General features: G+C 60.3%; 24 protein-coding genes. 11 read left to right on the top strand and 13 right to left on the bottom strand.

Translation table 11 applies throughout. The annotated features are described in order from the left end of the window. Positions 1–223 precede the first annotated feature (223 nt). The 4 genes from RHSP_RS19795 to RHSP_RS19780 all read left to right on the top strand — a co-directional run bounded on the left by RHSP_RS19795 (position 224) and on the right by RHSP_RS19780 (position 3,814). The gene (locus tag RHSP_RS19795; protein WP_004121611.1) at positions 224–811 is read left to right on the top strand and encodes a DUF1214 domain-containing protein; all 588 of its coding nucleotides are present in this window, start codon (positions 224–226) and stop codon (positions 809–811) included. Continuing rightward, complete coding sequence (locus tag RHSP_RS19790) at positions 804–1,352, top strand: DUF1254 domain-containing protein (RefSeq protein WP_004121608.1); 549 nt, start codon at positions 804–806, stop codon at positions 1,350–1,352. The genes RHSP_RS19795 and RHSP_RS19790 overlap by 8 nt, the downstream gene beginning before the upstream one ends. Before the next feature lie 797 nt (positions 1,353–2,149). Further along, positions 2,150–2,356 carry a hypothetical protein gene (locus RHSP_RS19785; RefSeq protein ID WP_037153113.1) on the top strand — a complete coding sequence of 69 codons (207 nt, stop codon included), beginning with the start codon at positions 2,150–2,152 and terminating at the stop codon, positions 2,354–2,356. A gap of 450 nt (positions 2,357–2,806) precedes the next feature. Beyond that, positions 2,807–3,814, top strand: a complete 1,008-nt coding sequence (locus RHSP_RS19780; protein ID WP_037153280.1) for a DUF2336 domain-containing protein — start codon at positions 2,807–2,809, stop codon at positions 3,812–3,814. Between the two features lie 6 nt (positions 3,815–3,820). On the opposite strand, the gene RHSP_RS19775 is transcribed toward RHSP_RS19780, so the two are convergent. The 3 genes from RHSP_RS19775 to RHSP_RS19765 are packed head-to-tail and all read right to left on the bottom strand — an operon-like array spanning position 3,821 to position 6,752. Next, positions 3,821–4,180, bottom strand: coding sequence for a DUF1491 family protein (locus RHSP_RS19775; RefSeq protein WP_004121602.1), 360 nt, complete (start codon positions 4,178–4,180; stop codon positions 3,821–3,823). Positions 4,181–4,228: 48 nt separating this feature from the next. After that, on the bottom strand, positions 4,229–5,245 hold the full coding sequence (locus tag RHSP_RS19770; RefSeq protein WP_004121599.1) for a peptidoglycan-binding domain-containing protein: 1,017 nt from the start codon (positions 5,243–5,245) through the stop codon (positions 4,229–4,231). Further along, positions 5,217–6,752 (bottom strand): sensor histidine kinase, encoded by a 1,536-nt coding sequence (locus RHSP_RS19765; RefSeq protein WP_200863278.1) that lies wholly within the window; start codon positions 6,750–6,752, stop codon positions 5,217–5,219. The genes RHSP_RS19770 and RHSP_RS19765 overlap by 29 nt, the downstream gene beginning before the upstream one ends. Positions 6,753–7,223: 471 nt before the next feature. Between RHSP_RS19765 and RHSP_RS19760 the strand changes: the two genes are divergently transcribed. Next, positions 7,224–7,688, top strand: a complete 465-nt coding sequence (locus RHSP_RS19760) for a DUF5330 domain-containing protein (RefSeq protein WP_004121592.1) — start codon at positions 7,224–7,226, stop codon at positions 7,686–7,688. 130 nt (positions 7,689–7,818) lie between these two features. After that, a complete protein-coding gene (locus RHSP_RS19755) occupies positions 7,819–8,241 on the top strand; it encodes a SufE family protein (RefSeq protein WP_004121589.1) in 423 nt (140 codons plus the stop codon). 164 nt (positions 8,242–8,405) lie between these two features. On the opposite strand, the gene RHSP_RS19750 is transcribed toward RHSP_RS19755, so the two are convergent. From RHSP_RS19750 to RHSP_RS19715, 8 genes are all read right to left on the bottom strand, one after another. Continuing rightward, on the bottom strand, positions 8,406–8,837 hold the full coding sequence (locus RHSP_RS19750; protein ID WP_004121588.1) for a Ros/MucR family transcriptional regulator: 432 nt from the start codon (positions 8,835–8,837) through the stop codon (positions 8,406–8,408). 529 nt (positions 8,838–9,366) lie between these two features. Continuing rightward, complete coding sequence (gene mnhG / locus RHSP_RS19745) at positions 9,367–9,732, bottom strand: monovalent cation/H(+) antiporter subunit G (protein WP_004121585.1); 366 nt, start codon at positions 9,730–9,732, stop codon at positions 9,367–9,369. Beyond that, positions 9,732–10,109 carry a cation:proton antiporter gene (locus tag RHSP_RS19740; RefSeq protein WP_004121582.1) on the bottom strand — a complete coding sequence of 126 codons (378 nt, stop codon included), beginning with the start codon at positions 10,107–10,109 and terminating at the stop codon, positions 9,732–9,734. The genes mnhG and RHSP_RS19740 overlap by 1 nt, the downstream gene beginning before the upstream one ends. Further along, complete coding sequence (locus tag RHSP_RS19735) at positions 10,106–10,579, bottom strand: Na+/H+ antiporter subunit E (RefSeq protein ID WP_004121580.1); 474 nt, start codon at positions 10,577–10,579, stop codon at positions 10,106–10,108. The genes RHSP_RS19740 and RHSP_RS19735 overlap by 4 nt, the downstream gene beginning before the upstream one ends. Next, a complete protein-coding gene (locus RHSP_RS19730; RefSeq protein WP_037153107.1) occupies positions 10,576–12,141 on the bottom strand; it encodes a Na+/H+ antiporter subunit D in 1,566 nt (521 codons plus the stop codon). Before RHSP_RS19730 ends, RHSP_RS19735 begins: the two co-directional genes overlap by 4 nt. A 4-nt stretch (positions 12,142–12,145) precedes the next feature. Continuing rightward, the gene (locus tag RHSP_RS19725; RefSeq protein ID WP_004121572.1) at positions 12,146–12,523 is read right to left on the bottom strand and encodes a Na+/H+ antiporter subunit C; all 378 of its coding nucleotides are present in this window, start codon (positions 12,521–12,523) and stop codon (positions 12,146–12,148) included. After that, complete coding sequence (locus tag RHSP_RS19720) at positions 12,523–12,942, bottom strand: Na+/H+ antiporter subunit B (RefSeq protein ID WP_004121568.1); 420 nt, start codon at positions 12,940–12,942, stop codon at positions 12,523–12,525. The genes RHSP_RS19725 and RHSP_RS19720 overlap by 1 nt, the downstream gene beginning before the upstream one ends. Next, positions 12,939–15,332 (bottom strand): putative monovalent cation/H+ antiporter subunit A, encoded by a 2,394-nt coding sequence (locus tag RHSP_RS19715; RefSeq protein WP_004121565.1) that lies wholly within the window; start codon positions 15,330–15,332, stop codon positions 12,939–12,941. The genes RHSP_RS19720 and RHSP_RS19715 overlap by 4 nt, the downstream gene beginning before the upstream one ends. A 383-nt stretch (positions 15,333–15,715) precedes the next feature. Here RHSP_RS19715 and RHSP_RS19710 point away from each other — a divergent pair, with 383 nt between their 5' ends. Beyond that, positions 15,716–16,231, top strand: coding sequence for a hypothetical protein (locus tag RHSP_RS19710; protein ID WP_004121561.1), 516 nt, complete (start codon positions 15,716–15,718; stop codon positions 16,229–16,231). Here RHSP_RS19710 and trhA read toward each other — a convergent pair. Beyond that, the gene (gene trhA / locus RHSP_RS19705; protein WP_004121558.1) at positions 16,206–16,874 is read right to left on the bottom strand and encodes a PAQR family membrane homeostasis protein TrhA; all 669 of its coding nucleotides are present in this window, start codon (positions 16,872–16,874) and stop codon (positions 16,206–16,208) included. The genes RHSP_RS19710 and trhA overlap by 26 nt on opposite strands. A 315-nt stretch (positions 16,875–17,189) precedes the next feature. Here trhA and RHSP_RS19700 point away from each other — a divergent pair, with 315 nt between their 5' ends. Further along, positions 17,190–18,056, top strand: a complete 867-nt coding sequence (locus RHSP_RS19700) for a VOC family protein (protein ID WP_004121555.1) — start codon at positions 17,190–17,192, stop codon at positions 18,054–18,056. Between the two features lie 99 nt (positions 18,057–18,155). Further along, on the top strand, positions 18,156–19,325 hold the full coding sequence (locus tag RHSP_RS19695) for an AI-2E family transporter (RefSeq protein WP_081615335.1): 1,170 nt from the start codon (positions 18,156–18,158) through the stop codon (positions 19,323–19,325). 75 nt (positions 19,326–19,400) lie between these two features. On the opposite strand, the gene RHSP_RS19690 is transcribed toward RHSP_RS19695, so the two are convergent. Next, positions 19,401–20,192, bottom strand: coding sequence for a polysaccharide deacetylase family protein (locus RHSP_RS19690; protein ID WP_037153277.1), 792 nt, complete (start codon positions 20,190–20,192; stop codon positions 19,401–19,403). Positions 20,193–20,454: 262 nt separating this feature from the next. On the opposite strand from RHSP_RS19690, the gene RHSP_RS19685 reads away from it, so the two are divergent. Then, complete coding sequence (locus tag RHSP_RS19685; RefSeq protein WP_004121545.1) at positions 20,455–21,366, top strand: DnaJ C-terminal domain-containing protein; 912 nt, start codon at positions 20,455–20,457, stop codon at positions 21,364–21,366. Between the two features lie 3 nt (positions 21,367–21,369). Continuing rightward, complete coding sequence (locus tag RHSP_RS19680) at positions 21,370–21,702, top strand: chaperone modulator CbpM (RefSeq protein ID WP_004121542.1); 333 nt, start codon at positions 21,370–21,372, stop codon at positions 21,700–21,702. Positions 21,703–21,727: the final 25 nt, after the last annotated feature.

The following is a 21,727-nucleotide window of genomic DNA, read 5'->3' as shown; positions in this document are numbered from 1 at the left end:
GATATCAGCCGGATGGATTTCCACCGAAATATGCGGAGCAACAGCATCTCCTGTCGAATTGGCTGGCCGTTGGGGCTTGGCACGCGCTAACAGCCGAGCCCTGATCCTCATTCCGCTCCACTGTAAACGTCCCCATAACCCGGCCCATCCACGCCCTGCCCTTCCCCCTGCCTTCAGAATCAGGAATAAATCGATATCGATTTGTCATAAGGACGATCCCAGGGTGTTCCGAGTTCCCCTTCTTGTTGCGCTTTCGCTGCTGATCGCCTTCGGCGGCGGGATCCTGTTCACGCTCCTTGCGCTGAACGCGACATCCGGCTTCGGCGCGATCAAGCTCGGCGCCTGGCAGGCATTTCCGGAAATGCAGACGGCGGATGCGGACCCTTATGCGAAATCGCACCGAGCCCGCGCCGGACGGCTGCTTTACGGTACGGCCGAAGGGCTGGCGTTTACGGCCTCCGACGACGATACGGGCGCGCGGCTGACGGCGAACTGCAGCTACCGCATCAGCGGCCAGACGCCGCCGGCGCGGCTCTGGACGCTTTTCATCGCCGGCAATGACGGCGCTCCGCTTGAAGGCTTTCCAGGACGCCCCTCGACGATCAACTCCTGGGTCGTGCTGCGCAACCCGGATTCAAGTTTCAGCATAGCCGTTTCGCAAAGCGCGCACGCGGACAACTGGCTCGCCCTGCCCGCCACCGGCAATTTCCGACTGGTCTGGACGCTGCTGGATTCGCCGGCGGCCGGCAATTCCGGCCTGATCGACCTCACCATGCCAAAGCTCGAGAAGATCGGGTGCGGCAATGTTTAAGTTTGTTTTCACCATCCTGACAGGCCTCTTCGGCGCAGCGCTGCTGCACATCGTCATCATCCTGTCGCTGCCGCATTTCTCCGACCGCGACGCCTATACCCGCGTATCGGACGAAGGCGACGAGAACCATTTCTACATGCTCGACGACAAGGATGACGATGCAGGGCTTTCCAATACTGACCCGTACATCCGCACGGCCGTTTGCGCTTATGACATCGAAGACAAGCCGGTGCATTTGACTGCGAAAGGCAAGGTGCCGTTCTGGTCGCTTGCCGTCTACGATGCCGCTTCGAACGAAGTGTTCAGCATGAGCGACCGCACCTCGGTCGGCGGCGCGCTCGACGTGCTGCTCGCCTCCACCGTGCAGCTGACGGGCATACGCAAGGCTCTGCCGCCGGCTCTTGCGCAATCGATCCTGGTGGAAGCGCCGCACGCCCAGGGCTATGTGGTCTTGCGTACGATGGCGCCGCAGGCCAGCTTCAACAATGCGGCCCGAGAATTTCTGTCGGAAGCTGGCTGCGACGAATTCGGCGACGGCTGAGGCTTGGCCGGTGGCGGAGCTTGCGCTTCCAGTCGCGAGGGGCCGGAGGGCACCGCAAACCCGTGGCAATCTATGGACGTCGGCGCGAAGCTCTCTCGTAGCCGACGGGCTTACTTGCTCTTAGCCCGCTTAGGCCCGGTTCCGGGGCGATGGGTAGGAGTATCCAGATGTTCGTAGCGCACTCCGGTAAACAGCAGTATCCGTGCTTCTACCGGTTCGCGCCGAGCGCGCGGCGGCAAGCGTAATCGCCAGTCCGAAAGGGATATTATCTTTGCCATTCTCGTCTCCATTTACGTCTTGAGACGGATGAACCTGCGACTGATTTCACCCTGCCCGCGATCGAAGCGGGCTAGCGCTTCCCTCTCTCAGCCCTATCCTTCCAGCTAAGACGAGGGACATTCACGCCTTCTCTCGGCATTTTCGAAACGCCTTGGCATGGGCGCCGACTACGGTTTCCATGCCCTCCTTGCACCTGATTAGATTCTGCCAGCGGCTGCTTTCATGGGAATTCAGACATATTGCAGTTAACAGAATGCTAATCTTCGTCGCACGTCACCCTTGCCATGGGCGATCATATGCTAGTAACGCCGCGGCCATGGCTTTGGTTTCATGAACGGCAGAAAATTCGCAAAAATCAATTTCTCCGTGAAACCAAGCAATATCAATTTCTTATGTGAATAATAGGCGCTGCCGGCAGCCAGATGAATGATGGTTGCGTTGCAAAAAAGCGTCATGCAAATATTATTTGCGATCACGAAAAATTAACGTATTGTAAGGCCGGCAATCGAGGGCAACACATGTTTGCTGCGGGCAACTCCATCTTCTCTCCAGAGGATATCATTGTCCTGCGCGGCGCGCTCGATAAATGGTGCCAGGAGAGGCGAATCGACATCAAAAGTGCCGAAGCCCAGTTCGCCGCGACGGCAGCACTCGGCCTTTTTCAATCCGGCTACAACACCTCGGAAAAGCTCCTCGCGGCGTTGCGCGAGTATCGGGGCATCTAGCCCGCATCCACACGGTTCTAGTTCCCACTGCATCAAGAATGTCTCTTACGGCAGCGGTCGGCGCAGCAAATACGCCAAGCTCGGGAGAGCCCGCATAGGTTGAAATATGGGCCTAATACTCCTGAAGCAAAAGCCTGCTCTAACGCAGCCTCTCCCCTGTAGGGCATCTCATCCAGCGAAGTTCCGATGCTCGCCATCGCGCAAGCTTTACGCGCAATTTTTATTCGGATTTTAATAAAGTTTTCACGAACCATTAACCGAACCGGCCTTAGTCTTTCCCGAAAGCCAGACAAGGACGGTCGTGTCTATCCCCATTTCGACAATCGCCGCCGAGGATGCTCCGGTTCAGGGAAGTGTCATTCGGCGCGAACGGAAAGTGGTGCGGCAGTATCGGCGGTCGACGATCCGGCTCCCTGCGTTTTTGTTCAGCGTATCAGTATGGGTGTTGGCGTGCGTGACCGGTTTCGAGACCTTGAAGAGCCTGCGACTGTCCGTAAGAAGGACGTGGTTCTGATGGCAACGATCACCAGCTTCGAAGGCATGGGCCATCCATCCAAATCCGCACTTCGGCAATTTGCCGAGCTCTTCACGCCGGTATTCCAGGCTTCCTCCGACGAGGCGAAGCGCCAGGCCGTGGCCGCCCTGTCCCAATGTGCGACAGTGCCGCAGGCCGTCGCCCTCTTCATCGGCTGCCAGCCGATCGCCATCGCCGCCCCCTTCCTCACCAGTTCGCAGGCGATCGACGACGACACCCTCATCACCATCGCCCGCACGCAGGGCGCAGCCCATGCGCGCGCGATCGTCAGCAGACCGTCGCTGTCACCCAAGGTCATCGACGCTTTGGTCGGCCTGCATCGGGCCGAGCCCGATCGCGGCGTGACCGTGCCGGACGCCGCGGCGAATGCACTTCCGCCGAAGGTCGATACGGTCGAAGCCGACAGGCTGGCGCGGGAAGAATCCTTGCGTCTGCAGATCAAGCAGGTTGCACGTCATCTGGTTCGCGACGACAGGGACCGCCTCGGGCTGCGCAGCCTCGACGAAATGCAGGAGGCTCTGCTCGTCCGCTTCGCTCGGGAGCGCGATGCACAGCAATTCGCAAAAACACTCGCCGATGCGCTGTCCTCAAGCTATTGGCTGGCGGAACGTATCATGCTCGACACATCAGGGCAGCAACTGGCCGTGACGCTCGTCAGCCTCGGCATGGGTATTGCAGACGCCGTCTATTCGCTAGAACGCTTTTATCCGCATCTGGCAGAACAGCATGGCAGCGTCAGCCGGGCATGGCTGGTGCTTGACGACATCGATGCCGAAGAAAGCCAGACGCGTGTCGAAGCATGGCGTCGCGCCGACAGCTATACCTATCTTCCGCAGGACAGCATCGCGGCGCGCCCTGTCGCTCCGCTGTTCGGCGCCAAATCCGGTTCGATCCGCGAATTGAGAGTGGCAAGCAAGCGATAGCAGCCGTCAGCCCAAGGGATTGGGCCGTGTTTCGGCCAAGGGCACGATCTCGCCTATATCGTCCGCTTCCAGCTCGACGATCCACAGATCCGGGTCGAATTTCAGCTCGCGATCGAGCGTTTCGCGGATTTCGGCCGGCTCTTTGCGGTCGATGCGGATTTCGAACAGTCGTCCCCCACCCTCTTTCCCGTCAAACAGGCTCTGCGGCGCAGGCGCATAAAGAGTCTCCAGCCCATCGCGGAAGCGCTGACGAATGAAGATCGCCCCCGCCTGCTCCTCGCCCTTGCGTTCAACCGCAGCGAAATCGCCCCGTGCAAACAGACGGCGGGTCATGGCGGAAACAAAGATGTCGCTGCGCAATCTCATGGCCGAGCTATAGCGGCGAGCGGCGAGCGAGGCAATTGAGGCGGTGGATCAAAGCGCGCCGATATCCTGCAGCTTCTTCAGCACGGCCATGTTCGGCTCGCCGGTCTCCGGCAGGCGATAGTGCTTCTGGAACCGGCGGATGGCGGCTTTCGTCTGCTCGCCGGCCACGCCGTCGATGCTGACATTGCTATAGGCGATATTGCTCAGGCCCTTCTGGATCTGCATGACCATGTTGACCTTGGTGACCGCATCGCCCGACACGGGCTTCGGCGCGACAGCGCCCGTCCTCATGTTTTTCTCGGCGTTCTGGATGGCGGTGGCGACCGGATCGATGGCATCAGCCGTTGCGGAGACATTGATCGGACGCTGCGCGGGGATCGCCGCGATGCTTGCCTTGTTGACCGCTGCCGGCGGAGAGCCGGCAGCGTTGCTGGCTTTCAGGGCAGTCAGAAGCTCGGCTGTCGGTGCACCTGTCTGCGGCAGGCCGGACGCCTCTTGAAAGAAAAGAATAGCAGCTGTCGTTCGCGATCCCGGCACGCCGTCTGCGGCGCCATCATAGAGGCCATGGCGGATGAGTTCGGCTTGCACGTCGGCAATCAGCTTCGATGGCGCGGCGGATGTGTTCGCCGATGGCCTGCCGGTCGCAGGCGCAGCAGCGGTCGAATCCTGTCGTTCGATGCGGAACGTCGTGACATTGCCGGCATCGGCCTGCTGGGCATGGAGGAATGATTTGCGGCCAGGGATCTGATAGGGAGACGCGGGATCGCGGGTGCGCAGCAAGGGCGATGGATGCGTGCCCGGCTGATACCAGAGCGCATTTGCCGTCACGAAACCGAAAACCCCGAGAAAGAGAGCAATGCCGCCGGCAATGGCAGGATGGCGACCGACTGCGCTGCCGATCAGGCCTGCGAACGCGCCAGCTCCGCGCAGGCCAAGACCGCCAAGCGCCGTGCCGCCACGCAGGCTGAGGCTACCCAGGGCGACCACTCCGCGAGAAGCGAACCCGGGCTGCTTGCGCTTGCCCTTGCCTCTTCCCTTAGGCGATTTTCGCTTTTGCGGCGCCATCCATCCCTTCCTCTTTTCGCCCTTCACTTATCTCCACTGTATGTTTCAGGCGCGGCGGAAAATCGACAGGACGATTGACATCCACAGGCTGTTGCACAGCCGTGACGCCCGAACCGTCGAACGGAATAAGAATCGTGATCACCGTGCCCTCGCCCGGCGAACTGGCTATATTGAAGCTTCCGCCGTGCAGGGCGACGAGGCCCTTGACGAGCGAGAGGCCAAGGCCAGTGCCGGCATAGCGGCGCGTGTAATCGTTCTGGATCTGCACGAAGGGCTGCCCCAGCGAGGCCAGCCGCTCGCTGGCGATACCGATGCCGGTATCTCCGACCGAGAGCTTCAGCATGCCGTCCGCCAATGCCGCATCGACGGTGACCGCGCCGCCGGCGTCGGTGAATTTGATGGCATTGCCGACGAGGTTGATCAGGATCTGCTGGATGGCGCGCTGATCGGCGACGATGTCTCCAAGGCCGCGCTGGACCCGGCTCGACAAGGTCAGCCCCTTTTCCTTGGCCTGCAGCGCCAGCATGGCTTCGCATGTGGCAATGGAATCCTCGATCGAGAAGGCTTCCATCAGCAGTTCATAACGGCCGGCCTCGATCTTGCTCATGTCGAGCATGGTGTTGACCACCGACAGCAGATGGGCACCGGACTGGCGTATCAGGCTGACATATTCGCGCTGGCGGTTGTTTTCCAACTTGCCGAAATATTCGCCGCTGAGGATATCGGAAAAGCCGAGGATCGCATTGAGCGGCGTACGCAGCTCATGGCTGACGGCTGCAAGGAAACGCGACTTGGCGTCATTGGCCGATTCCGCTTCCGCCGTCTTGCGCGCGGCATCCTCGCGAAGCTGCTGATCCTGCGATATGTCGCGCAACTGGCCGACGATTGCCGTCAGGCGTCCTTCGGCATCGCGCCGCGCCGTCAGCTCCACACGAACATGGACGAATTGCTGATCGCTACCGATAACGGCGGAGCGCTCCAGGCGCAGGTCGACACAGAATGCGTCCCCGCCCTGGCGAAGCGCATCGATGGCCTGCAGAAATACGATCCGGTCCGATACGTGAATCTGCTCGATAAGGCCACGGCCCGTCGGATCGCGCATCCAGCTCAGGAATTCCGGCCGGTCACGACCACCAACGGTGGTGACGTTCCCCTGCGGGTCGAGAAGCAGGACTAGGCCGAAGGCGGCCTCCAGCATCAGGTCGCGATGCTCGACGATGACAGCCTCGGCAGATTGGGAAGCGGGCCGCTGGCGCGACAGCGCGATGCTGCCGACTGCCGAAAACAGGAAAGCGGCGCAAACCGTGGCAACGCCTGCGGGCAAAGCAACTGCGGGGCTGGTAATGAAGGAGAGCCCTGCAGGAACTGCAAAAAGCGCTACCGAGGAGGCAAGCGCCAGCCGACGCAGGATCGTCAGCTCCTGCGCCCGGACCTCGCCATTTCCGCTCGTGCCGGAGAGCCAGCTTCCGCTCACCCGGTCTACGAAGGCTACAGCCCCGACAGCCATGTCACTCAATACGCGCACACTACAACCCGTCAAAACGGTCACTTATTGGACTGCACAATAGGCCTTCGCGACTTAAGGAAAGAATAAAAAGAGAACCCGCCGATCAGCCGAAATGGCTGCAAAATCCCGTTTTGGCGCAGAATGCGAGACCTTTGTTTTTTGTGGTTAACAGCGGGTAAGCAGCGGATTTTATTCATATTTCCGCTGAGCGTTAACTTTTGCAACAAGGCCGAAGCTCGCAATAGCCTGCATATCAACGGGATAGGGCGAGACATGCTTAACATCAATCGCTACAATTTGATCTAAAAGCGGCTCGAATTCGGAAAGCTAAAATTTGAATCAAATTCGCCGAAAAAGCCGCCGAATTTTGAAAAGCGATGTTGTCCTCTGCCGGATAGGTTTCAAGCCACATCGGACGGATGAAGTCCGAATCGGCGACTGCGCCGAACGACAGAGAGGATGGGCAAGGACATGTGGTTTCTGATTAGAGCAGGGTTCTGGTTCTCACTGGTTCTCATGTTTCTGCCGATCTTTGCCAAGCCTGACGGCGCTCCCCGCCCGGCTGGCGAAGCGACGCTACAGGTTTCCGATGCGATTTCGGCCGCTTCCGGCGTCGTTCAATATGTCGGCGCCATGTGCACCGAGAAGCCGGATGTCTGCGTCAAGGGCGGCGAAACGCTGACGGCCCTTGGATATCAGGTCGGCGACGGCGCCCGCGTCGCCTATGACATGCTCGGCCGCCACTTCAAGGATCAGTCTGCAAACGCTTCTGCCGCCACTGCGGCGGCGCGCGTGAATGCAGAACAGGTCGCTGCCACGACGCAGCCGATGCCCGCAAAACGCATTCTCGGGACCGAGACTGCCGACGTGGTCGTGACCGGAACGGTGCGGCTGCCCAACTCCGTACCGCTGCCGATGCCGCGCCCGCGGACCTGACATTTTTTAAACTTGCCCTCCTTCTCGCCGCGAGCCCGAACATGGGCCGCGGCGTTCTTTTTCGTCGCGGGTTCAAATTGCCTGCCGTTTCGCCTATATCCAAGGTGAATGGATAAACTGGACCGATATAATGACTGCGCTTGAGAAGATCTTCGACGACTTTTCCTTCCTGGACGACTGGGAGGATCGCTATCGTTACGTGATCGAACTCGGCAAGGCGCTGCCAGATCTGCCTGATGACAAGCGGACGCTGGAAAACAAGGTGCAGGGCTGCGCGAGCCAGGTCTGGCTCGTCACGCACGCATCCGGCGATCCTGAGAACCCGATATTGACTTTCGAGGGCGATTCCGATGCGCATATCGTGCGCGGACTGGTCGCGATCGTGCTTGCGACCTATTCCGGCAAGCCGGCCTCCGAAATCGCCGCGCTCGATGCGCTCGACGTTTTCGGGAAAATCGGGCTGGTCGAGCATCTTTCGTCGCAGCGCGCCAACGGATTGCGCTCGATGATCAAGCGCATTCGCGAAGAGGCCCGTATCAGGGCCGCTGCCTGAGCACTTACCAAAAATGGGAAGTTGTTTTCCGTTCGGAACCAAGCGAACGGTAGCGACGGCACGCTCATGGTGTTCCGTCGACTTCTTGCCGATCTAAGCAGTCGCCCGCCGGCTATTGCCAAAACCCGGCCCGAAGGCCGGGTTTTGGGAGCCTTCCAAGGCTCTTAGCGACCGCCGCGCTTGCGGCGCTGGCCGAGGCCCATTTCCTTCGCAAGCCGAGAACGTGCTTCCGCATAGGCGGGCGCCACCATCGGATAATCGGCAGCCAGATCCCACTTCTCGCGGTATTCTTCGGGCGAGAGGCCATGATGGGTCATCAGATGGCGCTTCAGCGACTTGAAGCTGCCACCGCATTCCAAGCAAGTGATCTGGTCATCCTGTACCGATTTACGGACGGATACGGCCGGCTTCTGCTTTTCAACAACGGCAACGGCGGGAGCCGGGGCCGAAGTGCTGCTCAAGGCGGAATGTACGTCGGAAATCAAATTCGGAAGGTCGCTGACCGGTACAACATGGTTGCTGACATAAGCCGCGACGATATCGGCGGTCAATTCAACCAACAACTCCTGCCCGTTGCCAAGGGCCGCATCTGACATTGTGTTCTCCTGTTCATCGGCTTGCTTGCTGCGCCGCGGCTCAATGGAGCGCGCAAGGCACAACGTTGCTATATGATCTGCGCTGAGCCCAGAAATCTGTAGATCACCAAGTTAGCGTAGCGCCGAGCAATCCGCGCAAACGTATTGCTCGTATTCGTAGCAGCCACCGGCAAAAAACGGTGCATAACGCCATGTTTCTTACCGCAAGAAATCCACCCCTAGATCTCATACGGAGAAAACCGCCTCGTACCGTCTGATATCCATATTAGCGATCACGAAAAGTGATCTCCAATCCTTAACCGGAAGAAAGTTTTGCTCAGCTTTTTCTTAAGGAAAGTTAAAAGCATTGAGAGCTTAAACCCGGTTGAGACTAACGCAACATCAGAACTCTACTTGAATCTGAATTAGCACTCTTTACCCAAATGTCCAGTTTTTAATCCGAACATTTCTTCGTAAAAATTTCATCTACAAAAAAGCAGGTAACTAAAGAGGCGAACTGCCGTTGCTTATTCTTCAATCACTGCGTTTGTTAGCTCTTCTCTCTATACCCGCGTTTCGCGATTCGCCCCTGTATTAGCAGTTCATCTCGGATCGAAGGTGGCGTCAACCGATACCCGGCTTCATGCGCTGCGCGTGCCAGAAGATGCGCTGCAATCGGCGCAGTCAGCACAAAGAAGACAAATCCGGCCAGCGCCCGCGCCAGGATCGACAGATCCTGCGAATGAATACCGACTGCAAGTAGCAGGAGGCCGGAGCCAACGGTCCCGGCTTTCGATGCCGCATGCATGCGGCTGTAGAGGTCAGGCAAGCGAACGATACCGATGGCGGCGATGAGCGAGAACAATGCGCCGGCCAACAGAATAACCGCCACGACAACAGCCCAAACGAGATTCATTACCGCGCTCCCTTCTGTCGTCTGGCGCGCTTGCGCGTTTTCTTGTGAAGCGATTCGTTTCCTTTGCCTCCTCCATCGATGGGCTGCTTCGAGGCATCCGACTGCGCCTGGGTGAGAACGAACCGGGCGAAGGCGACGGTGGCGAGAAAGCCGACAAGGCCGAGCGAAATAGCGATATCAATATAGAGCAAGAAGCCAGTCTTGATGGCGATGACCGCGATGAAGCCGATTGCGATAGCCACCAGCATGTCGAGCGCCAGGATTCGGTCCGGCAGCGTCGGACCTGCAACCACCCGATAGACCGTGAACAGAAACGCAAGGCTCAGAATGCCGAGCGCCACCATTGCCGCAGCCGAGACGATGGATTCCGCGATCATCGGAAAGCCTCCATGATCCTGCGCTCGAAGCCATCGGCAATATTCCGCTTGATAGCTTCCGGGTCGGAGCAATCGAGCGCATGCACATACAGGGTCTTGCGATCGTCGGAGACGTCGACCGACAAAGTGCCCGGCGTCAGCGTGATCAGATTGGCGAGCAGCGTGATTTCGAAATCGCGGTCGACGGTCAAGGGAAAGGCAAAGATCCCGGGTTTGACGTCCATTTTCGGGCTCATGACGGCAACGGCAACCGCCCAGGCCGATTTGGCAAGCTCGCATAGGAACAGCAATAGCAGGGCAAGGAGCCGGCGCGTGCGGCCAAGATAAAGCCCGCCGTCATAGGACGACCGCACGACCGCAAGCGCGATCGCGGCCAGCACGAAGCCAAACACAAGATTGACGAAGGACGCGCTGCCCGTGATGGCAACCCAGACGATGGCAAGCAGGAGGTTGAAGACAAATAGGATCACTGCGTGCCCCCCGCCTGCGGGAAGACGGAATGCAGATAGGCGGACGGCTGCTCGATGCCGGCGGCGGCGGCATGCGTCAGCTGCAGAAGCCTCTCCGGAAAGACACCGAAACCGACGACAAGGATTGTCAGCGCGAGAAGCGGCAGGCCCGCCTGCCACCTGATCGGCTCCTGAACCGCGCTCCCTTCATCGGCTGCGGGGCGCCAATAGGCCAGCAGGAAAACTCGCCCGAAGGCAATCGTGGTCAGGAAACCCGCCAGCAGGATCGCAGCCGCGATCCACCATGCACCCGCGGCCAGCGCCGCCTTCACCAGGACCACCTTGGGCCAGAAGCCGGAAAAGGGCGGCAGGCCGCTGACGGCGAAGAACAGCACCAATGAGAGCCCGGCGAACCAGCCGCTCCGCCGGTAAAGTCCACCAAGCGAAGCGAGCGAAAAGCTGCCGCAAAGCCGGGCGGCCTGGCCGGCAAGCAGATAGAGAGCCGTCATCAGCACCATCGAATGCAATACGTAGAAGATCGCGCCGCTGAGGCCATCGGCACCGCCGAGCGCGACGCCTGCGAGCATCGTGCCGATGCCGGAAATGACGATATAGCCAAGTAGGCGGCGAATGTCGGTCGACCCGAGCGCGCCCAGCACCCCGGCCAGCATGGTGGCGATGGCAACGACTGTTATCATCGGGCCAAGCTCCGTGCGCTCGACCGGCAGCAGCATGACGAGAACCCTGATGAGCGCATAGACGCCAACCTTGGTGAGCAGGCCTGCGAACAGGGCCGAAACCGTGATCCGCGGCGTGTGATAGGAGGCCGGCAGCCAGAAATTGACGGGAAAAGCCGCCGCCTTCATGCCGAAGGCCAGCAGAAACAGACCGGCCAGCGTCATCATCGGCGCGGTGCTGCCGCTCGCCCTCGCCTTGATCGCGATATCGGCCATGTTGAGCGTACCGAAGATGGCATAGAGGTAGCCGACCGAGACGAGAAAGAGCGTCGTGGCGATCAGGTTCAGCACGGCGTATTTCAGCGCGCCGTCAATCTGCTCGCGTTCCGAGCCAAGGATCAGCAGGCCGAAGGACGAAATCAGCAGCACTTCGAACCAGACATAGAGATTGAAGACGTCCCCCGTCAGGAAGGCGCCGCTGACGCCGGCAAGCAACAGCATCAGGAACGGGAAAAAGCCATAGCGGCGGCCGCTGGTGCCGATTTCTGCGAGAGCGTAGATACCGGCGGCAAGCGCCACGATCGCCGCCGTCAAAGCCATGGCCGCGCCAAAAAGATCGACGCTGAAGGCGATACCGAAAGGCGGCAGCCATCGGCCCATGACCATCGTCACAGGTCCACCGCCGGCAACCCTGTAAAGCAAGGCAGCGTCGACGAGCACCAAGAGCATCAATCCAGGAACGGCGATCCAGGCGTGCCATTGGGTGCGGTTGCGCAGCATCAGGAGAATAGCACCGAGGCCGATGCACAGGGCGACCGGCAGGATGACCAGCCAATGCCCGAGCGGCACCGGTGCTGCCACCAGCGCGGCAGAGAGATCGACTGGGATATCGGTCGGTGCGGCCATATCGTCAGTATCCCAAGGGCGGCAGCGGCCGCTCGTCCGGCTCGGCTGCCAGCATCTCGCCGGTGTTGTCCGTCTTGAGGTCCTGATAGGCCCTGTAGGTCAGCACAAGCAGAAAGGCGAGGAACGAGAAGGAGATGACGATCGCCGTCAGGATCAATGCCTGCGGCAGCGGATTGGCCGCCGCCAGATCAAGCGTACTGGCGCCTTGCGGAATGATGGGCGGCACTTCGGGCGTTATCCGACCCGCGGTAAAGAGCAGCAGATTGACGGCATTTCCGAGGATGGCGATGCCCAGCATGATGCGGATCGAAAACTTCGACAGCATCAGATAGATCGCCGCCGCGAAAAACAGGCCGACAAGAGCGGCGAAGACGACTTCCATCAATCCACCTCCCGCTCTTCGAGCGCAAGCGCGATCGAGGTGATCGCACCGACGACGACCAGATAGACGCCGATATCGAAGAGCATCACCGTTGAGAGCGCCACTTCGACGCCGAAAAGATGAGGATAGACCCACAGCCCGGTCATGAACGGCACGCCGAAGAAGGCGGACAGGAAACCGGCAAGGGTCGAGGCCAGCAGACCGAAGCCGGCAATCGTCAACGGATGAAATATGATCGCACGCCGCACCGCCGTCACGCCACAAGCGATGCCGTAGATCGCGAAGGCAGACGCGGCGATCAATCCGCCGATGAAGCCGCCGCCGGGTTCGTTGTGACCGCGTAGAAGGACGAAGATGGAAAAGAGCAGCATCAAAGCTGTCAGAAACGGCGCTGCGGTGCGGAAGATCAGCGTATTCATGAGCGCTCGGCCTCCATCCTCACCTCGAGATCGGGCTTTTCCTCACGATCGGGGTCATTGGTCGCAAGCTTGCGGTCGCCGCCGGCGCGAATGCGGATCAACGCCAGAATGGCAAGCCCGGTCATGGCGACGACGGCGATCTCGCCGAGCGTATCCGTACCACGGAAATCGACGATGATGACGTTGACCACGTTATCGCCATGGGCGATCAGTTTCGAATAGTGGTTGAAGAAGGCTGTCAGCGTCAGATCGAAGGGCGCTTGGGTCGCCTTCAGCAAGAGCAGGGCAAAGCCGGCGCCACAGGCGATCGCCAGGGCGGCATGGGCGATCATCTTCAGTGGCGGGCGACGATCCGACGGCGAAAGGCGTAACCTCGTCATCACCATGGCCAGGATGACGACGGAAAGGGTCTCGACCACGAACTGCGTGAAGGAGAGATCCGGCGCGCCGAACAGCAGGAAGATGACGGCGACGGCGAAACCTTGAATACCCAGCGAAATAATGGCCGTCAGCCGGTCGCGCGCGCGGATGACGGCGGCGAGCCCGATGACGGCAATCAGGAAAATGGTTGCCTCATGCCACTGCAAATTCGGCCAGGCAGGCATTGCCGGCAATTCGCCATGGATGACGAGAGGAATCAGCAGCATCGCGGCAAGGCAGAGGAAACTGACCGCCACGTAGATTTCCAGGCGCCCCGGCTGCAGGATGCGCGAGAGGGCATGCGACAGCCGCACCAGTCCGGAGATGAAGCCATCGAAACCGCGATCCGGTCCCGGACCCAGGTGCCGCAGCATGACCGACATGAAGAAGCGGGCGCGATCGAGCTTCCAATAGACGAAAATGCCGATCAGCACGGTTGCCAGTGAAAGCGCCAGGGGCAGACCGATATGCGGAGCAAGCGAAGCCGAAATATGCAGCTCCTTGCCGCCGACGGCGCTGGCCATCGGCGAAGAGACATAGGCGTGCCACGGCCCCGAGAGCAATGCCGAAGCGATGCCGAGCAGGGCAAGCAGCGCCGGCCCGAGCCAGAGCAGCGGCGGCGCCTCATGCGGATGGCGCGGTGTCTCGGTCAGCGGTCCAATGAACGGTCTTAGTGCTACCGCAAAGGCGATGGCGAACATCAGCGCATTGCCGGCCACGGCGATGACGGTCAGGGCGATCGCAGCCGGCGATGTCTGTGCCAGCGCGGCATAGATCTCTTCCTTGGCAAGGAAACCGAAGGCTGGCGGCAGGCCGCCCATCGAAATCGCGGCGATCAAGGCGGCGGCGAAGGTGAGCGGCATGGCGGAGCGCAGCCCGCCCAGGCGCGTGATGTCGCGCGTTCCCGTCTCATGATCGACGATACCGGCGACCATGAACAGGGCGCCCTTGAACAGCGAGTGGGCCACCAGATAGAGCACGGCGGCTTCGACGGCATAGTCCGTGCCGAATCCGGTGAGCAGCACGAGCAGTCCGAGGGACGATACAGTCGTATAGGCGAGTTTTAGCTTCAGGTCCGTCTGCCGGATCGCAAGCAGGGTGCCGACCAGTAGCGTTGCAGCGCCGAAAACCGGCAGAATCGTCTGCCATGCCGCCGTGCCACCCATGACCGGATTGAGCCGCATCAGGAGATAGACGCCGGCCTTTACCATGGTGGCGGAATGCAGATAGGCCGATACGGGGGTCGGCGCTTCCATGGCATTCGGCAGCCAGAAGTGAAACGGAAACTGCGCCGATTTGGTGAAGGCGCCGCCCAGCACCAGGATCAGGGCGGCAAGGTAGAACGGGCTTGCCCGCAAGGTATCGCCGGAGCGCAGCAGCTCGGACATGGAGCCGAGGCCGGTGACCTGCCAGATCAGTAACAGGCCCGCGAGCAGCAGCAGCCCTCCTCCGCCGGTGACCACCAGCGCCTGCAACGCCGCCCGGCGCGACGCTTCCCGCCGATGATCGAAGCCGATCAGCAGGAAGGAGGTGATGGAAGTCAGTTCCCAGAAAACGAACAGCGTCAGGAAACTGTCCGAAACGACAAGACCGAGCATCGAGCCCATGAAGAGGAAGATGAAGGAGAAGAAGCGCCCGAGGTCCGTATGCCCTTTCAGGTAGCCGCCGGTATAGAGGACGATCAGGGTGCCGATGCCGGTGATAAGCAGCGCGAAGGTAAGCGACAGCCCGTCGAGTAGCCAGGAAAAGCGCAAGCTCAGGCTGGGCACCCAATCAAAGCCCCCCTGGACGACCTGCCCCGCGGCAATATTGGGCAGAAATTCCGCAAAATGGAGAAAGGCAAGCCCAGGAAGTAGCGCCAGGAGCCAGGCTGCATGATGCCCGAGCCGCCGAACGAAGACGGGCGCGATCAACGCACCGAAAAAAGGCAGGCATAGAGCCAGGAATGTCAGGCCCGCGACACCGGCCATGCCTTCCCCTCTGCTGAGCGATCATGCGGAACCCGGCAAAACCGGAGCTAGGGTGCAGGGATAGGTGAAAGGGTAAGCCGCCTCAAGTGCCGAGGGGCAAAAACCGGGATTAAACCACTGAAATCGCTTTTCTGCCCGAACAACACCAGGTTGCCGGGGTCGGTAGCAGGACCTTTGTGGGCAAAGACTTCTCCAATTCGGGATCGAGGCGCCGGCGAAGATCGCGCGAACATGGCAGCAAATCGTCCAATCCTGCATGGCTCGCAATGAAGCCGTAACGAATTTGAGCTAATTTTACGCTATTTTCAGAATCGCTATGGAGTTTTTGCCGAAAAAGGCGCTATTCTTGAGCGGTTTGCAGATCCCGCCTCCCGGAAACCGCAATGCTCGCCCGCCTGATTGCCCTCCTGTTGCTTTGCCCCGCGTCGGCGCTTGCCGCCGATTGGTGGTCTTATGACGATGCGGGCTTCGGCTATGCGATCGAGCTGCCATCTGATTTCCATCTCTCGGCCTCTTCCGGCGACGGCAGCCGCCTTTCCCTATCGCCGGCGGATCGATCCGCCATGCTGCAGGTTTTCGGCACGGCGCTTGCCAATGGCGATTTCGTGGAAGAGGCGAATGTGCGTGTCGCACTCGCCCGGGATCAGGGCTGGAAGATCTCCTACTCCAAATCGAACTCGCGAGGCATCAGCTTTTCCGGCACGAAGCAAGGGCGCATCGTCTATGTGCGCGGCGTGGCGCTTTGTAATGGCGGCGCGGCGTTCTTTCAGATGGATTATTCGAAGGCCGACATGCAGCGCTACGACGCCATCGTGATGCGCCTGGTGCGCAGTTTGCGATCGACCAAGAAGTGCACGCCGACGGCGCAGGTCGTCAAAAACTTTCCGGCGACAGGCTGAAGCAGGTGAGCACCGCCGAATAATGCACGGCGGCGGCGGCGACCACGAAGCCGTGCCAGATCGCGTTCTGAAAGCGCAGCTTTTCCCACACGTGAAAGATGACGCCGAGCGAATAGATCACCCCACCGATAATGATCAGCAGCATCGAGGCAAACGGGATATGGGTCGAGACCGGCTTGGCCACGATGACGCCGCTCCAGCCCATGGCAAGGTAAAGCAGGATCGCCAGCCGGTCGTACCGGCCCGGGAACAGACATTTCAGCACGATGCCGAAAGCGGCGAAAACCCAGACGGCGATCAGCATGGCAGAGATCAGCGGATCCCCGGCACCACGCTCGAGAAACGGCGTGTAGGTGGCGGCGATCAGCACATAGATCAAGGAATGGTCGAAGCGCCGCAAGAACCACTTCGTGCGCGACACAGGCCAGAGATTGTAGGCGAAAGACATTCCAAGCGTGAGAACCAGTCCAACGCCGTAGATCCAGGCGGCGGCGATCGCGCCATAGGAACTCCAGACGGTCGCATAGAAGATCAGCACGGTCGCTCCGATCAGCGCCAAGACCACGCCGACGCCGTTGACAATGCCATCGGCGATCACTTCATATCGATCGTAAGCCCAGCGAATGCCTCTGTATTCGGCCATTTCTCTGCACGTTCCAATTCCGTGATGCTCGATCCTTGCACCTCGCCGATGCGGAAGCAACCTCGCCAAACGGGCATTACGATCAATCTTCGTGAACGGCGCAGAGCATGTCGTCAACAGCAAGCGAACGCTCAATCCGCAATTTCTGGTCTTCTATGAACAATCGAAATCCGCCATATAGTTCAGCAAGTACAGCGGGCAGAGGATATCGAAGAGGCATATCAACCGGCGAAAACCCTTCACCCGCCATTGACGGCTTGCTTGCCGTCCGCGCCGGTTGCCTTTTTCAAGACTATCGAGGTTGGAACTACTCCCATGACCGAAATTGCCCCCTCCTACGCACTGACACGCCCTGCCTATGTCGGCCAGTCGCATCTCGTCGTCACCGACCTGCCGCTCGTCTCCCGCTTTTACCAGGACATGCTCGGCCTGAAGGTCATCGAAAAGACGGCGAGCGGCGAAGTCCTCGGCGTTGCCGGCCAGCCGCTCCTGACCCTGACGACGGATCACGCTGCAGCTCGGGCGCCGCGGACGGCAGCCGGCCTGTTTCACACCGCCTTCCTGCTGCCGAGCCGCGTCGAGCTTGCCCGCTGGCTCCGCCACGCCGCGCACAACAACGTCACGCTAGAGGGCGCATCGGACCATATCGTCAGCGAGGCGATCTATCTTTCTGACCCCGAAGGCAATGGCATCGAGATCTATGCCGACCGGCCGCATGAGGAATGGACCTTCCACGACGACGGCACCGTAGAGATGGCAACACTCAGGCTCGATCTGCAGAAGCTCTACGAAAGTGCTCCGCAGGACCGCTGGGACGGCATGGCCGACGGCTCGGCGATCGGCCACATCCACCTGCAGGTCGGCGACGTCGCCGAAGCGAACGCCTTCTATCGCGATGTCCTCGGCATGAAGGTCATGGCGGCGCGCTATCCCGGCGCGACCTTCCTTGCGACCGGCGGCTATCACCACCATCTCGGCGCCAATACATGGAACAGCCGCGGCGCCGGCGTACGCTCCGAACACATGACCGGCCTTTCGGATTATACCTTGCGCTTCAATGACAAGGCTTCGCTTGACAAGGCCGTTGCCGCTCTGGAGCAACACGAGATCAAGACCGAAAAGCGCGACGGCGGCATTTCGCTGCGCGACCCCTGGGGCATCGGCCTCAATCTGGTCGCCTGACGCCCTTATTCCAGACGCTTTTGAAAGCCCGTTCCGGAACCGGAGCGGGCTTTTCGCGTTTGAGTGGTGAGGCAATCTTGCCTTCGAGGATTTGAGGGCATGGAAAGCGAAAAAATCGCCGGCAAACGGCCAGGCGGCGCGGTGGTGCCCGAACCGGAGAGTGATGCAAGACGCGCCACTTCCGAGGGATACGGCAACGAAGCCGATGCCTCAAAAATCGAGGATTACGCGACGAGGAATAAGCTCGATGTCGCCACCTCCTGGGCGACGATCGGCATCTTCCTCAGTCTGGCGCTGATGGGCATCTCCGCGATGTCGATGATCCTTATTCCGGTGACGCTGGCCGTCGTGGTCGGCATGATCCTCGGCCTGGCGGCAGAGAAACTCAGCAAACTCGGCGTGCCGCGCGTTCTCAATGCCGTTCTTCTATCGACGGCGGTGGCGCTGGCAATCTTTCTCGTCATCAATGCGCTCGCTGGGCCGCTCGCGAAGCTGGCTCAGGAAGCCCCTGATTTCTTCCAGCGAACCTCCGATCGGCTGGTGCCCTATCTCGACCGGTTAAAATGGCTGCATATTTCGGCTGAGACGTTTCAGGGTGGTCCGATGTCGATCAGCACCCTGCTGGAAAACAGCGGCAATGTCTTGCATGTCGTGTCCAACAGCCTGACGCCGGCCATCGTGCAAATTCTGATCTTCTTTGCCGCATTGCTATTGTTTCTCGCCGGCAGGATCAGCCTGCGCAAGACGATCATCATGGCCTTTCCCAACAGGACCTCGAGGCTGACGGCAATCCGGATCATCAATGCGGTGGAGAGGGTGCTCGGCGTTTACTTCGCCACGGCCTCGCTGATCTATGCGGGCATCGGCGTCGCCATGACGGTGATTGCCTATGTCGGCGGCATGAGCGTGCCGGTGCTCTGGGGCGTCTTCGCCTTCGTTTCCAGCTTCATCCCGCTCCTTGGCGTCACGACCATGACGATCGCGCTGGCGATCGCCGGTATCGTCACCCATTCGGACCTTGTCTTCGGTTTAGCCCCCGCCGTGGCCTTCTTTGCCGTGCACCTGGCCGTGGAGAACCTGGTCTTTCCTGCCGTCATGGGCCGGCAATGGGAACTCAACCCCTTTGTCGTATTTCTCGCCATCATCTTCTGGACATGGATGTGGGGCGCCGTCGGCGCCATGCTGGCGCTGCCTTTGTCGCTGATCGTCATGACCGTCATCGACGAGCTTTTCATCGAGGAGAAGGCCCAGCCGCAATTGCCAGGCTAAAACAATTCCAGGAAAAGTGAGCAGCGGCTTTCCGTCCGGAATTGCGTAAGAACAACAACCTGCACCCTTGCCGGCTCAGTTCGTCGTGCCGCCATCGCCCTTTTCGGGGATATCCTGCAGGCGGACGAACTGTACGCCCTTTGCCTTCAGCGCAAGAATGCTTGCCGCAACCCCCTCGCCCGCGGCATGCGTCGGCTGGTTGATGTGGGAGATGATGACATCGCCGTCCTTGGCGGATGCATATTGCCTTTCCACCATCTTGGCCGACAGAAGCGAGCCGCTGTCGCCGTTTACCGAATAACCGGCGATGCGATAGCCCATGCCACGGATCTGCGCGATAGCCGAAGGGCTATATTTTGCAGTTGCGCCGCGGAACCAGTGCGGCTGCGGAATGCCTGCCGCGATCATCGCATCGGCGCCGCCCTTGACCTCCTGTCCAACCGCCTGCGGCGAGCCGGCAGCGGGGATGCCATAAACGTCGGTCGGAACATCGACGGCCGGGATATGGTTCTGGCCGTGATTTTCCAGCTCGAAAAGATCGGGATGGGCGAGGAGGACGGCAAGCGCATCGGGATTGGTGCGCAGCCAGCGCGCTGTGACGAAGATCGTCGCCGGGATACGCTGATCGACAAGGGTGCTCAGAATGCGCGGATCGGTCTTGCCCATGCATGCATCGAAGGTGAGCGCGATGCGGGGTGCTCCCTTGCCTGCCCGATTGACGTGCAGATGCGGCTCCAGAAGCTTGACGGTCGATGCCGGCGCTTTCGGTGGCAGCTGCGGCCAACCGGCAGGCGATTGCTCCGGCTGCGCGGCGAAGGCGGCCTGTGCAGCAAAGAGGATCATGGATGTCAGCAACAGGCGTTTCATCAGGAGGCCACCGGGTGAATCAAGCAAAGGAAATCTGGAGCGCAGGACGATCACCGTCCCAGCCGCAACGCTCGCCATTATCCGGCAACACGCCGGAAATATGGCAAACGGGCGGCGATGATACGCATTTCACATCACAAGTGCGCCAGTTAGGAAAGCGCTAAAGTCCGAGCTTCAACCTGACGGCGTCTATGCTACGATTGATATGAAGTGGCGGTGACACTATCTGCGTATTTTTCCGTGCTCCTAAAGAGAAACATGTATGAGTCGCGATCCCTATGAAGTCTTGGGCGTAAAGCGGGACGTCCCGCAAAAGGATATTCAAAGCGCCTATCGCAAGCTTGCCAAGAAGCTGCACCCCGATCTCAACCCCGGCGATAAGAAGGCCGAGGACAAGTTCAAGGAAGTCTCGGCCGCCTATGGCATCCTTGGCGATGAGGAGAAGCGCGCGCGGTTCGACCGCGGCGAGATCGACAGCAGCGGTGCCGAGCAGGCGCCACGCAGCTACTATCGTGATTATGCGGCGCATGATGGCCAGCGTGGCCCCTATCAGAACACCGGCGGCTTTGCCGATTTCGGCGATGCAGACGACATATTCTCCAGCTTCTTCTCGCGGCGCAGCCGAGGCCAATCCCAGATGCAGGGTCAAGATCGTCACTATACGATGGAGGTCGATTTCCTTGACGCCATCAACGGCGCAAAGAAGCAGATCAGCTTGCCCGACGGTCCGGCGCTGGATGTTCAAATCCCGCCTGGCACGCGTGACGGGCAGACGCTGCGCCTGAAGGGCAAAGGCGAGCCAGGTTTCGGCGGCGGCCCCGCCGGCGACGCGCTGATTGCGGTGCATGTCCGCCCGCATCGCTTCTATACCCGCGACGGCGACGATATCCGGCTGGAGCTGCCGATTTCACTGGCGGAAGCGGTGCTTGGCGGCAAGGTCAGGGTCCCCACCCCCTCCGGCGACGTCACCGTGACGCTGCAGCCGAACTCCAACACCGGAAAGGTGCTCCGGCTGAAGGGCAAGGGCGCGCCGGTACGCGGCAAGGAAAACGGCGACGCCTATATCTCCCTGAAGATCGTCCTGCCGGATACGCCGGATCCGGAGCTCACGCGTTTCGTCTCGGAATGGCAGGCCGGCAAGGCACAAGATCCCAGAAAGACGATGGGAGGATAAGCGATGAACGAGAGAGAGTTTCGACTGCACCTCGAAATCGAAACCACGGTGCTGGAGGTCTGGATCTCACAGGGCTGGGTGGTGCCGGAGCTGACGGATCAGGGCCGGAATTTCCGCGAGGCGGACATTGCCCGCGGCCAGCTTATCCTCGACCTCGGCAACGCCATGGGCGTCAATGAGCCCGGCGTCGATGTGGTCATGGATCTCGTCGATCAGCTTCACAGCCTGAGGGCGACGCTGCGCGACCTTACGGACGCCGTCAGCCGTCAGCCCTCAGACGTGCAGCAGCACATCCTGTCGGAGCTTAACCGCGTCGACATTCAACGGCGGCGCTAGCGGCTCACGAGAGCACCTGATCGCG

This window comes from Rhizobium freirei PRF 81, assembly GCF_000359745.1.
GTDB lineage: Bacteria > Pseudomonadota > Alphaproteobacteria > Rhizobiales > Rhizobiaceae > Rhizobium > Rhizobium freirei.
Note: the sequence above shows the minus strand (reverse complement) of the source record. Positions and strands in the feature narration are given on the sequence as shown.